Origin of the sequence: Phyllobacterium pellucidum (assembly GCF_013327855.1) — a bacterium.
Taxonomy (GTDB): domain Bacteria; phylum Pseudomonadota; class Alphaproteobacteria; order Rhizobiales; family Rhizobiaceae; genus Phyllobacterium; species Phyllobacterium pellucidum.
In genome coordinates this window covers 248416-261352 of the sequence record NZ_JABUMX010000003.1, presented here as the reverse complement: position 1 = coordinate 261352, position 12937 = coordinate 248416, and the positions used below count along the sequence as shown (strand labels likewise).

Sequence of the window (12937 nt, the reverse complement as noted above, 5' to 3'; positions counted from 1 at the left end):
CTGGAGCTGGAACAATGGCTGTACCTAAACGAAAAACTTCCCCGTCGAAGCGCGGCATGCGCCGTTCCGCTGACGCCCTGACTGCCCCGACCTATGTCGAGGACAAGAATTCCGGCGAACTGCGCCGTCCGCATCACGTCGATCTGAAGACCGGCATGTATCGCGGTCGCCAGGTGTTGACGCCGAAGGAAGGCTGATCGCCTCTTCGATACGCTTGAATAAAAAGACCGGCTTCAGGCCGGTCTTTTTATTTGGTGGGCAGGTTCATTGCAGCAATGCATGTCGCCGTCGCTGCAGAAATTCGCGCATGGCCGGCACATCGCAAAGGCCAATGGCGCGATCATAGGCGGATCGCGCTTCATCGCCGCGTCCCAGCGACGTCAGCAAGTGCGCTGCAACCGCCCAATAGGGTTGGTAGCTTTTCACCGCCGTGCCGGGAATGCTCTCGAGCAGCTTCAAGCCAAGCGCCGGACCGCGCGCCTCGGCAATGGCCGCGGCCCTGCCCACCATCGCTCCGATCGTAGGCGCCTGGGCAATAAGACCCTCGTAGAGAAGTGCGATCTCCTCCCAGTCAATGCTCCCGGTTCGCTTGCGCTGAGCGTGAACCGACTGGATTGCCGCTTCGAGCTGAAAGCGGCCGACACGGCGGTATGGTGCTGCCGAGCGCAGGAGTTCCTCCGCTTCCTCGATCATCGGATGCGACCAAAGCGTGGTGTCCTGTTCCATAAGCGGAATATAATTGCCAGCGGCGTCGCGCCGCGCATTGTGCCGCGATTCACAATAGAGCATGAGCGCCAGCAGGCCACGCACCTCCGGCTCGTCGGGCATGAACCGCAGAAGCAAGTGGCAGAGCTCCATGGCCTCAGGGCCAAGGCCCCTGCTGCGCGGATGGTCGCCCGCGATGTCATCCCAACCGCTGCCGTAGGCGGCATAGATGGCCTCGATCACAGCATAGAGCCGCTGGGGCAGGTCCTCTGCCGCGGGCACCTCGAACTCTATGCCGGCGTCGCGGATCTTGCGTTTGGCGCGGGCAAGGCGCTGGCCCATCGCAGCGGGTTGCACCAGAAATGCCGAGCCGATACGCACAGCATCAAGGCCGAGCAAGGTCTGCAGCATGAGCGGGGTGTGCGCGGCTCGATCGATGGCGGGGTGCGCGCATATGAAGAGCAATTTCAATCGTTCGTCGGGAAAGGATGGCGCGGCATCGGCCATGTCATGCGCCTCCTCGGCAATTGCGAGCAATGTCGGTATCGCCGCGGTCCTGACACGCGCGCGGCGCATCGCATCCGACAGACGGTTGCGTGCTACCGCAAGCAGCCAGGCTTCGGGCTTGGCGGGAATGCCATTGCGCGGCCAGTTTTCGAGGGCCGAGGCGAAAGCATCGGCAAGCGCGTCCTCTGCGGCAGTCAGGTCGCGCGAACGCGCAGCGAGAAAGACAACGAGCCGGCCGTAGGAATGACGCGCCGCCATCTCGACGACGCGGCGCGTATCCTCATCGCTCATCGGCTTCACATCGGAATGTTTGGCCGAACCTCGACAACGCCGCCCGCCACGGCAGCGGGAGACCGGGCCGCCCAACTGAGCGCGGTATCGAGATCGGGCACGTTGATGATGTAGAAACCGCCGAGCTGTTCCTTGCTGTCGGCATAGGGTCCGTCCTGGACCTGCGGCTGACCATCCCGCAATTTTATCGTGGTCGCCGTCTCAGGTGCCTGAAGTCCGGCGCCAGTGACCATGATGCCTGCCTCCCTCAGAACTTGCGAATAGGCCATCCATCCGGCGACATAGGCCTGCTGCCTCGCTGGGTCTGTTCGCGCCGCATATGCATCTTCCGTCTCATAGGCCAAAATCGTGTAGTTCATGGCTGTTCCTTCCCGGTTATAGCGCAAAGACATGCGCCCGATGCAATGACGGCTCACCGCAGCGCATTTTGACACGAACCGAAGATTTTTCCCGGGCCTATTTGATTTCAATCTCGATGAAGGAATATTCACCGTCATTGGCGTTAATGACGTCGTGTTCGACGCCCTCTGAGCGAAAATAAGGCACGCCCTTTTTCATGTCCGCAAAGGACTCGCCATCCTTGGTCAGAAGTTTGACCCGTCCGTCCATCATCGGCACCACCACATAATCATGGCCATGCCGATGCCAGCCAGTATTGTCTCCCGGCGCAAACCGATACTCCGTCACCACGACGCGGTCATTGTCGATGAAGACTGTTGCCTTGGCTGATCCGGACATGCGGTCTAACCCTGGCCGCCATCGGCGACAAAGCCAGCGGCCTCGACGCCGGCGATCGCTGCCGTCTCGTCATTATCGGACGTGTCGCCACTGATGCCGACTGCGCCAATGACTTCGCCCTTGGCATTCTTGACGAGAACGCCGCCGGCAACCGGAATCACATTTCCACCGGATGAAGCGACGAGCCCTTCCATGAAATGCGGACGCTCCTTGGCGAATTTTTCTACGGTACGCGAACCGGCACCGATAGCCAGGGCGCCATAGGCCTTGCCGAAAGCGATCTCAAAGCGAAGCATCGACGAGCCGTCCTGCTTCTGGAAGGCCTTCAGGTGACCGCCCGCGTCGAGGACGGCAACCGAAAGCGGTCGCATCCCGCCTTCGGCGCCTTTGGCCAACGCGGCCTTGATGATGGAATTGGCCTTTGAAAGTGTGATGTACGCCATGATGGTCTCTCTGCGATAGAAGTTCGAATGAAAGCAGGCTCCGAAGCGAAGCCCATTGTCGAATAAAGCAGGTTGCTATTTGTCGAGCGAGTCGAGTTTACGCTGCATCGCCGCGATCTGTTCCTTCAACTCGTCGAGGCCGCCGCCATCCTTGGTGGGTTTGTCGGATGCTGCCTCGCCCGCCTCGGGCTCCGGGCCCTTGCCGAGCGGAAAGGGCGTAAACATGCGCATTGCGTTCTGCAGCATTTCAGTGTTGCGCCGCACCTGCTCTTCGACGAGCTTGATAGGGGCGCTGACATTCATCATGTCCATTGGCGTCTTGCCAAAGGCCGCGGTCAACTGCTCGCGCATGCGCTCTTGTTCTTTGGCGAAAGCCTGCATGGACTGTTCGAGGAATGTCGGCAAAACCACCTGCATCTGGTCGCCGTAATAGGCGATCAACTGGCGCAGGAACGGGATCGGCAACATGTTCTGCCCATCCTTGTTCTCCAGTTCGAAGATGATCTGCGTCAGAACCGAATGCGTGATGTCCTCCCCCGTCTTCGCATCCTGTACTGTAAAGTCCTCATTGCGCTTGACCATTTCGGCCAGATCCTCAAGCGTCACGTAGGTACTCGTGCCGGTATTGTAGAGACGCCGATTGGCATATTTCTTGATCACGACGTCGCCAGTTTTTCCTGCCATTGCTCAACTCCCCAACCTCGCGCCCTCCGCCGAATTTGCGTGCCGGCTTACGGATCAAGCGGGAAGGATAGGGGCAAAGCGCGGCAATTCAAAGAGAATTGTGCAGCGCATCCAACGCGATGCGAGGAAGGTCATGCTGCGCTGCAGCAATGGATAATTTGGCCTTCGGAAACAAATTGCCTTGTCAAACGATTGCGGGGAGGGAATTCTGTCGGGGAAGTGTGCTGCACCAACCAGCATGACAAATTTGAGGAGACTTCCCATGAGCCAATCGATCGTCATTGCCAGCGCTGCGCGCACCGCTGTCGGGTCATTCAACGGCGCATTCGCCAATACGCCGGCGCATGAACTCGGTGCTGCCGTCATCAAGGAGGTCCTGGCGCGGGCCGGCGTGGAGGCGGCAGACGTGGATGAAGTCATTCTCGGCCAGGTGCTGACGGCCGGCGAGGGCCAGAACCCTGCGCGTCAGGCAGCCATTGCTGCCGGTATCCCGCAGGAGGCAACCGCCTGGAGCCTCAACCAGGTGTGCGGCTCGGGCCTGCGCGCCGTGGCGCTGGGGATGCAGCAGATTGCAACAGGCGATGCCAGTATCATCGTCGCCGGCGGACAGGAATCGATGTCCTTGAGCCCGCACTGCGCGCATCTTCGCGCCGGTGTGAAGATGGGCGACTACAAGATGATCGATACGATGATCAAGGACGGCCTCACCGACGCGTTTCATGGCTATCATATGGGCATCACCGCAGAGAACATTGCCCGCAAGTGGCAGTTGACGCGCGAGGAGCAGGACAGTTTCGCCCTCGCCTCGCAGAACAAGGCCGAGGCCGCGCAAAAGGCCGGGAAGTTCAAGGACGAGATCGTTCCCTTCACCATCAAGACGCGCAAAGGCGACGTTGTCGTTGCCGACGATGAATATATTCGCCATGGCGCGACAATGGATGCGCTGACCAAACTGCGTCCCGCCTTCGACAAGGAAGGCACCGTGACCGCAGGCAACGCCTCGGGACTAAACGATGGCGCGGCCGCCGTCGTACTGATGACGGAGGAAGAAGCCAATCGCCGCGGCATCAAGCCGCTTGCCCGTATCGCTTCCTGGGCAACCGCCGGCGTAGACCCGGCAATCATGGGAACCGGGCCGATCCCTGCCTCGCGCAAGGCGCTTGAGAAAGCCGGCTGGAAAGCTGAGGATCTCGACCTGGTCGAAGCCAATGAGGCATTCGCCGCGCAGGCGTGCGCCGTGAACAAGGACCTCGGCTTCAATCCCGAGATCGTCAACGTCAATGGCGGCGCCATTGCGATCGGACATCCGATCGGCGCTTCGGGTGCGCGCATTCTCAATACGCTGCTTTTTGAGCTCAAGCGCCGTAACGGCACGAAGGGCCTCGCAACCCTTTGCATCGGCGGCGGCATGGGCGTTGCACTCTGCATCGAGCGCCTCAAGGACTAATCCGCTGAGGACCGGCGCGCTTTAGGCGGGCCGGTCCATTTCGCACGGTGGGTATGCCCTGCGCTTTCGATTTTCTCAACATTTTCTTGATTGGCAGAAATACGTTTAAGGGAGGGCGACAATGACAAAAACAGCAATCGTAACGGGCGGAACACGTGGCATCGGCGCTGCCATAAGCATTGCGCTGAAGAAGGCCGGCTATAATGTTGCGGCAAATTACGCCGGCAATGACGAAGCGGCGCAGAAATTCAGCAAGGAAACCGGCATACCAGCCTACAAATGGGACGTGTCCAACTACGAGGAATGCGCAGCGGGCATAGCCAAGATCGAGGCCGATCTCGGCCCGGTCGCCGTGCTCGTCAACAATGCCGGCATCACGCGCGATGCAATGTTCCACAAGATGACGCCGGCGCAGTGGAATGACGTCATCAATACGAACCTCACGGGCCTCTTCAACATGACGCACCCGGCGTGGAACGGCATGCGTGACCGCAAATTTGGGCGGGTGATCAACATATCGTCGATCAACGGCCAGAAGGGCCAGGCAGGACAGGCAAATTATTCAGCGTCGAAGGCAGGCGATATCGGCTTCACCAAGGCGCTGGCCCAGGAGGGCGCGCGCGCCGGCATCACCGTCAACGCCATCTGCCCGGGCTATATCGGCACGGAGATGGTGCGCGCGATCGACGAGAAGGTGCTCAACGAGCGCATCATTCCGCAAATCCCGGTCGGCCGTCTCGGCGAGCCGGAAGAAGTCGCGCGGTGCGTGGTGTTCCTGGCATCGGACGATGCCGGCTTCATCACCGGCTCCACGATCTCGGCGAATGGCGGGCAATATTTTAGCTGATCCTGCCAAAGAGTGTCTCGCGGTCCGCGCGAGGCACTCGTCGTTCGCAAACCCTGAATCTTCTCCTAACGGCGATATCGCACATCAAGGAACAAAGCGCGAAACGACAGGGTCTTGCCTGGCCATCGCGTGATTCCAGTCGGATTCCCTGATACAAAACGATAAGCAATGCTTTCCTGCTTCGGTTTCTACTAACTTATTGAATTAACAGGTGTATTTCATTCAGGTTGACGCCTTTTGCTCCAGCATTATCGTTAATGCAGATGCCACAAGACCGGGCATTCCGGCAAAAGCAGATTCAGCATTTAGCTGGACTCGGATTGCAAAAATCTACATATTGCCGTGAACAAATCAGGAATCTCATCCTAGAGCTGATTCGTAGCTGATTCGTTCTTCTCGCGTTCTATTTCTTAATGGAAGACTCCGTGAATCGGTTCATGATTGTTTATCCGGTCGCCCCCGCATACTTTCTGTCGGACGTTGAAAGTGCTACGCGGAAAAAGCATGCCCGGCTACTACTCACTCACCTGATGGGCCTTGGTACCGGTATTGGAATGTAGTTGATGAACCTTATGCCCACCTCTGAACTTCCTCTCGTCCTGACGGGCCGTGACGTTACGGCCGTACTCGGACCGACAAATACGGGAAAGACGCATCTCGCCATCGAACGGATGCTATCGCACCAGACCGGCATGATCGGCCTGCCGCTGCGGCTGCTCGCGCGCGAGGTCTATAACCGCGTGGTGCAGCGCGTCGGTGTGGCAAACGTCGCGCTGATAACGGGCGAGGAAAAGATCAATCCGGTCGGCGCGCGTTATTCGGTCTGCACAGTGGAAGCCATGCCGCGCCAGACCGACATGGATTTCGTCGCCATCGACGAGGTGCAGCTCGCCAATGATCTCGAGCGCGGGCACATATTCACCGATCGCATCCTGCATCTGCGCGGACGCCAGGAAACATTGTTGCTCGGCGCCGCCACCATGCGCGGTATTCTCGAAAAGCTCCTGCGCGGCATTTCCGTCGTTACAAGGCCAAGGCTTTCCAACCTTACCTATGCGGGATCGAAGAAGATTACCCGCCTGCCGCCGCGCACCGCGGTCGTAGCCTTCGCGGCCGAGGAGGTCTACGCGATCGCCGAACTCATCCGGCGCCAGAACGGCGGCGCTGCCGTGGTGATGGGGGCCTTGAGTCCTCGGACGCGCAATGCGCAGGTCGAAATCTACCAGTCGGGCGATGTCGACTATCTGGTCGCCACCGACGCGATCGGCATGGGTCTCAATCTTGACGTGGACCATGTCGCCTTCGCCCAGGACCGGAAATTCGACGGCTATCAGTTCCGCAACCTTTCGTCGGCCGAGATCGGCCAGATTGCCGGACGAGCCGGGCGGCACCTGCGCGACGGTACCTTTGGCGTCACGGGGGCAATTTCCGGTTTTTCCGAGGAGCTGGTGCAACGCGTCGAGTCGCACACATTCGACCCGGTCAAGATATTGCAGTGGCGGACGGCCCGTTTCGATTATTCGAGCATCGCTGCACTGAAGCGCTCGATCGAGACACCGGCGCCGATCGAGGGGCTGACGCGCGCGCTCCCCGCCGTCGATCAGCAAGCGCTCGAGTTTCTTTCGGCCGATCCCGACGTTGCCCCGCTTGCCAATACGCCGGAGCGCGTGGCGCTGCTGTGGGATGCCTGCGCGCTTCCCGACTACCGCAAGATCGCGCCGGCGCAGCACGCCGACATCATCGCATCGGTCTATACCGATCTCGTCGAATTCGGTCATGTAAACGAGAATTACATGGCCGAAGAGGTGCGCCGGGCCGATTCCACGGACGGTGACATTGACGCTCTTTCACGCAGGATCGCCCAGATCAGAACGTGGACTTTTGTGTCGCACAGGCCCGGATGGCTGGCAGATCCGACACATTGGCAAGAAAAGACGCGTGAAATTGAGGACAGACTATCCGATGCACTGCATGAACGGTTGACGAAACGCTTCGTAGACCGCAGGACAAGCGTGCTTATGAGGCGCCTGAGAGAGAATACAATGCTAGAAGCCGAAATCAGCCCTGCCGGGGACGTCGTTGTCGAAGGGCACCATGTTGGACGCCTGGACGGATTCCGTTTCACAACGGACGCACAGGTCGAGGGAACGGATGCCAAAGCCCTCCGGGCAGCCGCGCAAAAAGCCCTGGCTGCGGAGTTCGAAAGCCGGGCGGAGCGCTTTGCCGCTTCTGCCAATGGCGACTTCGCGCTCGCGTCGGATGGAACCCTCCGCTGGATAGGCGCCCCGATCGCATCGGTGGTGCCGGGCGAGCAGGCGCTCAAGCCCCGCGCCGTCCTTCTGGCGGATGAGCAATTGACGGGGCCTGCGCGCGATAAGGTTGCTGCACGCGTCGATCGTTTCCTTGCCCATCATATCGAGACGGTCCTCAAGCCGCTGGTTGATCTCGCCAATGCCGACGCGCTCGTCGGTATCACCAAGGGACTTGCCTTCCAGCTCGTCGAAAATTTCGGTGTCCTACAGCGCCGTGATGTTGCTGACGACGTTCGCGGCCTCGATCAGGATTCGCGCGCTGCGCTTCGCAGGCTCGGGGTGCGGTTCGGCGCGTACCACGTCTTCCTGCCACTGCTCTTGAAGCCCGCTCCGGCCGGCCTGTTGACGCTGCTCTGGGCGCTCAAGGAAGACGCCAAGGATCGTCCAGGTTATGGCGACGTCGTACAGGTGCTCGCAGCCGGCCGCACCTCGGTCGTCACCGATGCAAGCTTTGATCCTGCATTCTACCGCCTTGCCGGTTACCGGCTGCTTGGCCGCCGCGCGGTTCGCATCGATATTCTCGAACGGCTTGCTGATCTTATTCGCCCGGCTATCGGCTGGAAGCCTGGAACCGGCACGCGTCCGGATGGCGCTTACGATGGGACGCGCTTCGTCGTAACCCCGGCAATGATGTCGATTCTTGGCGCGACTGCCGACGACATGGAAGAGATTCTGAAGAATCTCGGCTACCGTGCGGAAGCGACCGACGCCGCAGCAGTCGCCGCCAAGCTCGTCGAGCTCGATGCGGCCCCCGTGCCCGCGCAAGAAGCGGCTCCGGCTGCGGAAGGTGGCGCAGCCGAAGCAACGGCAGAACCGGTTGCAGCCGATGCTGTCGAGGCAGAGCACGCCGCATCCGAAGCCACGTCGACAGTAGCTGAACCCGCTGCCGCACCGGCAGAGACCACGGTTGTCGCCAGCGCTCCCGCAGAAGCGGCGGAAACTGTAGAGGCTGCACCGAGCGCCCCCGAAGAGGCGCCAAAGCCAATTCTTTTGTGGCGGCAGGCCCGTTTCGATGGCCGCGGCAATCGCGGCAATCAGGAAAAGCGCGGCAACGCCCGTGCGGAAGCCCGGGGCAACAACCAGGCCGAGCAACGCGGCCCTCGCCCGGCAAACAACGAGAATGTGCGGCCCGAGCGGAGCGAGCGCAAGGAACATTTCCGTGGCAAGGGCAAGCCCGGAGGCAATGATCGCTTCAAGAACGAAGGCGGCAAGCCCAACAACGGCAAGCCGCAGCATGGCAAGCGTCCCGAGCGTGAGGAGCGGCCAGTCAAGATCGACATGGATTCGCCCTTTGCCAAGCTCCTTGCCTTGAAGGAGCAACTGAAAAAATAGGATGTCGGACCGCCAGCGCATCGACAAGTGGCTATTCTTCGCGCGGGTCGTCAAATCCCGTTCCCTCGCAGCGAAGCTTGTCTCGGGCGGTGGCGTTCGCGTCAACAAGGACAAAGTCGACCAGCCGTCGCATGGCGTCAAAGCGGGCGATGTGCTGACGATTACGCTTGATCGGCGCATACTCATCTATCGAGTGCTCGATGGCGGACAAAGACGCGGCCCGGCCGAAGAAGCGCGCACGCTCTATGAGGATATGTCGCCGCCGCCAGTGCCTAAAGGCGATGTGAGCAAACTCGACTTGCTGCCGAAACGCGACGTCGGCAGCGGGCGCCCGACAAAGCGCGAACGCCGGCAGGTGGATCGCCTGATGGATGGCATCGACGACGACCGCGACAATTGACGGCTCAATTGCAAGTATTGACGGCCACGTCGAAATAATCTCCACCAAAGGCCGCACAGCTAAAATATTATTCCGCAATCTGCGCTAGCAAAGGATGCTGGTTGCTTGTTGACGGGCCTGCCCGGTGCGAAGAAAGGCGGCGCGCATACTTGGATTTGCCCTTGGCCAGGTCGGATGGAGTTCGTTTCCGCGACTTAGACCTTTGACGGGGCGCGTTCTGGTGCCGCAGCCGATTTTCCCCTCTTGTCAGCCCGGCGCCAAATCGTTACCTCAACCGCTGACACACTGAGTGTGGTGTCTTCAGGAGCCTGCAAATGACTTACGTTGTGACCGATAACTGCATCCGCTGCAAATATATGGATTGCGTTGAGGTCTGTCCGGTCGATTGTTTCTATGAAGGCGAAAATATGCTCGTCATTCATCCTGACGAATGCATCGATTGCGGCGTGTGCGAGCCCGAATGTCCGGCGGAAGCGATCAAGCCGGATACCGAGCCGGGTCTCGATAGCTGGCTGCAGATTAACGCGGAATATGCCGACAAGTGGCCTAATATCTCGCAGAAGCGCGATGCACCTGCCGATGCGAAGGAGATGGACGGCGTCGAAGGCAAGTTTGAAAAATTCTTTTCAGCGGAGCCCGGCGAAGGCGATTGAATCGTTCGCGAATCCCATGTTTGCAAGACTTGATTTGCTGCAATTTTCAAGACTTGCATTCTGACTATTTTTGAGCAAGTGCAGCAAAAAGTTGATTCTAATCACTTTTCATGTTATGGTCCTTTGATATGTTGATCATTGGACGTCAATTTCGTGGCGCTAAAGCATAAATCACCAATCGGCTAGATTTATTTCGGACCTAACAGTTCAGGGTGTGGTTGTTTGTGTGCCTCAGCCCGCTGGTTTGTCCGGATTGCTTTTGCGTGAACATATTGACGGCCGACAGACCGGTAATCCGGGTCCAGTGGTTGGTTCTAGCCGGTGCGTTATGCCGGGCGCAACAAGGAGTTATTAAGCGAATGACAGCAGTTCAGCAGAAGAAAGCCGCCCAGCGTATTGGATTTAAAACGGGTGAATTTATTGTATATCCTGCCCACGGTGTAGGCCAGATCGTAAATATTGAAGAACAGGAAGTTGCAGGCCACAAGCTCGAACTCTTCGTCATCGATTTCCAGAAAGACAAGATGCGTTTGAAGGTACCGGTTGCCAAGGCGACTGCGATCGGCATGCGCAAGTTATCCGAGACCGACTATGTCGATCGCGCATTGAAGGTTGTCCAGGGCCGCGCCCGTATCAAGCGCACCATGTGGTCGCGCCGCGCGCAGGAATATGATGCAAAGATCAATTCCGGCGACCTTATCTCGATTTCGGAAGTCGTGCGCGACCTTTTCCGCGCAGACAATCAGCCTGAACAGTCTTATTCGGAACGCCAGCTTTACGAAGCTGCGCTCGACCGCATGGCGCGTGAAATTTCCGCCGTCAACAAGATGTCGGAAACAGAAGCCGTCCGGCTGATCGAGGTTAACCTCGCCAAGGGCCCGAAGCGCGGTGCCAAAGCTGAAGAAGCCGATGCCGATGCTGATATCGCCGTCGAAGACGAACAGGAAGAAGCGGCATAAGCTGTTCTTTCATCGATCGTAAAAGCCCGGCAATGCCGGGCTTTTTTATTGTTATTCGCTGATGATCTTGACCTTGTCGCCGACGGAGACGGTGCCGCCTGGCGGCAGTGCATTGATCAGGCGGAAGAGATCGAGCTTGCGATCCGTCCCCAGAATCTGATTGGAAAGGCTTACGAGCGTGTCACCGGGCTTGACGGTGACGACCCGGATGCGCAGCGGCTTGATGCTCGCCTTTTCCTGCGGGCTGAGCAGGCGGAAGCTCTGGATGACCGTCTGTGACGCAGGATTGAGCGCGGCGCTTCCGGCCGGCGCAGCGGTGAGGAACCGATAAATGCGGTTGCCGGCGTTGACGACGAAGATGTCGAACTCCCAGCGGTCCGCCCGTGCCTTCGCCGTCGCTGCGGGCATGCCATTGAAAGTCGTCGCGGTGACGCTCGCATTGTCGAGCCCGGTGACCCAGCCACTGCGCATATAGTCGGTCATCGAAGGGTTGCCGGAGACCTGCGTTCCATCGAACCTGATGGCCACTTCGCCGGGTCCGGTTGCCATAACCGCATCGGCGCTGTTGTCGATGACGAAGCCTTCCGGCACTGTGAAGCTCACGCCAAGCAGCGGGTGAACGAAGCTGCGGCCGCGGACAAAACCCTCCTCGGGCGTATCGCCATAGAGGATGCCGTCGATGCCTTGCAGGAATGAATCGCGATCGGTGGTGCCGACGCCGGGGGCCCCAACGCGCCGGGCGTGGCCGCGGGCAAGCTCGATGCGCTGTGGCGCGGACGGGTGGCTCGCCAAAAAGTCGAGACTGGCGTCCGTCGCCCCGGAAACGCTGCGGAAATCCGCATAGGAGGCCATGGATTGCAGGAAGCGAGCGGCGGCAAACGGGTCATAGCCTGCCTCGCCGATCATCTTGATGCCGATCGCATCGGCCTGCAATTCTTGGTTGCGTGAGAATTGCGCCATGCGCAGCTTGCCGCGAATGAGGGCCTCGCGGCCGGCGCTATCGTCCTGGAGGACTTCCGAGACGACACGCCCGGCAATCTGCGCTTCCTGTTCGCGCTGCTGCCGCTCGATGCCATGGTTGGCGATGACGTGACCCATTTCGTGGGCAATGACGGCGGCAAGCTCGGCGCTGTCATTGGCAAGCGCAAGCAGGCCGCGCGTCACGTAGAGATAGCCGCCGGGCAAGGCGAAAGCATTGATGTTCGGCGAGTTCAGAATGGTGATGCGATATGTGTGCGTCGGATTGTCGGACACGGTGGTCAGGTTGCCGACGACCTTCGCAACCATGCGCTCAAGCTTGGCATCCTTGTACTCGCCGCCATAGGTTGCAAGGATGCGCGGATGCTGTTCGGCACTCAGCTTTGCCAGCCGGTCGTTCTTGCTGACATTGTCCACGGTCACGGGGTTGGAGGAGGGGCCAATGGCGTCCTCCTTGGTCACGCTCAGCACCTGGCAACCTGACAAAAAGGCGAGCAACAGCGTTGCCGACGCAAGATTCCTGCGGCGGGTGGCGGGAGGGAACCATCCGTGGCTCAATTGCAGATCGTGCGGACCCAGAATCATATCCTCGTTGTCATCGCGAAGCAGCAGACTCGCGTACCATCCTTCTTGCTATCCCG

Annotated in this window: 13 protein-coding genes; 7 read left to right on the top strand and 6 right to left on the bottom strand. The window is 59.6% G+C overall.

The window, feature by feature from the left end:
- Positions 1–14 precede the first annotated feature (14 nt).
- Positions 15–197: a 50S ribosomal protein L32 gene (gene rpmF, locus HQ945_RS14580; protein ID WP_027231148.1), complete on the top strand. Its 183-nt coding sequence runs from the start codon at positions 15–17 to the stop codon at positions 195–197.
- 67 nt (positions 198–264) lie between these two features.
- Here rpmF and HQ945_RS14575 read toward each other — a convergent pair whose 3' ends face one another.
- The 5 genes from HQ945_RS14575 to phaR form a co-directional block, all read right to left on the bottom strand.
- The gene (locus tag HQ945_RS14575; RefSeq protein WP_113281476.1) at positions 265–1503 is read right to left on the bottom strand and encodes an RNA polymerase sigma factor; all 1239 of its coding nucleotides are present in this window, start codon (positions 1501–1503) and stop codon (positions 265–267) included.
- Between the two features lie 5 nt (positions 1504–1508).
- The gene (locus HQ945_RS14570) at positions 1509–1862 is read right to left on the bottom strand and encodes a YciI family protein (RefSeq protein WP_113281477.1); all 354 of its coding nucleotides are present in this window, start codon (positions 1860–1862) and stop codon (positions 1509–1511) included.
- 97 nt (positions 1863–1959) lie between these two features.
- On the bottom strand, positions 1960–2241 hold the full coding sequence (locus HQ945_RS14565; protein WP_027231151.1) for a cupin domain-containing protein: 282 nt from the start codon (positions 2239–2241) through the stop codon (positions 1960–1962).
- Between the two features lie 5 nt (positions 2242–2246).
- Entirely contained in the window at positions 2247–2684 is a 438-nt protein-coding gene (locus tag HQ945_RS14560; RefSeq protein WP_113281478.1) for a GlcG/HbpS family heme-binding protein, read from the bottom strand.
- Positions 2685–2759: 75 nt separating this feature from the next.
- Positions 2760–3368 (bottom strand): polyhydroxyalkanoate synthesis repressor PhaR, encoded by a 609-nt coding sequence (gene phaR, locus HQ945_RS14555; RefSeq protein WP_113281479.1) that lies wholly within the window; start codon positions 3366–3368, stop codon positions 2760–2762.
- A gap of 262 nt (positions 3369–3630) precedes the next feature.
- Between phaR and HQ945_RS14550 the strand changes: the two genes are divergently transcribed.
- The 6 genes from HQ945_RS14550 to HQ945_RS14525 all read left to right on the top strand — a co-directional run bounded on the left by HQ945_RS14550 (position 3631) and on the right by HQ945_RS14525 (position 11318).
- Positions 3631–4815, top strand: coding sequence for an acetyl-CoA C-acetyltransferase (locus tag HQ945_RS14550; protein WP_113281480.1), 1185 nt, complete (start codon positions 3631–3633; stop codon positions 4813–4815).
- Between the two features lie 121 nt (positions 4816–4936).
- Entirely contained in the window at positions 4937–5662 is a 726-nt protein-coding gene (phbB, locus tag HQ945_RS14545; RefSeq protein WP_027231155.1) for a beta-ketoacyl-ACP reductase, read from the top strand.
- A 563-nt stretch (positions 5663–6225) separates the two neighbouring features.
- Positions 6226–9306, top strand: a complete 3081-nt coding sequence (locus HQ945_RS14540) for a helicase-related protein (RefSeq protein WP_174208227.1) — start codon at positions 6226–6228, stop codon at positions 9304–9306.
- Between the two features lies 1 nt (position 9307).
- Complete coding sequence (locus tag HQ945_RS14535) at positions 9308–9706, top strand: RNA-binding S4 domain-containing protein (protein WP_091921013.1); 399 nt, start codon at positions 9308–9310, stop codon at positions 9704–9706.
- Between the two features lie 314 nt (positions 9707–10020).
- On the top strand, positions 10021–10359 hold the full coding sequence (fdxA, locus tag HQ945_RS14530; protein WP_027231158.1) for a ferredoxin FdxA: 339 nt from the start codon (positions 10021–10023) through the stop codon (positions 10357–10359).
- 359 nt (positions 10360–10718) lie between these two features.
- Positions 10719–11318: a CarD family transcriptional regulator gene (locus HQ945_RS14525; protein WP_027231159.1), complete on the top strand. Its 600-nt coding sequence runs from the start codon at positions 10719–10721 to the stop codon at positions 11316–11318.
- A gap of 51 nt (positions 11319–11369) precedes the next feature.
- Here HQ945_RS14525 and HQ945_RS14520 read toward each other — a convergent pair whose 3' ends face one another.
- Positions 11370–12881, bottom strand: a complete 1512-nt coding sequence (locus HQ945_RS14520; RefSeq protein ID WP_484555910.1) for a M48 family metalloprotease — start codon at positions 12879–12881, stop codon at positions 11370–11372.
- Between the last annotated feature and the right edge of the window lie 56 nt (positions 12882–12937).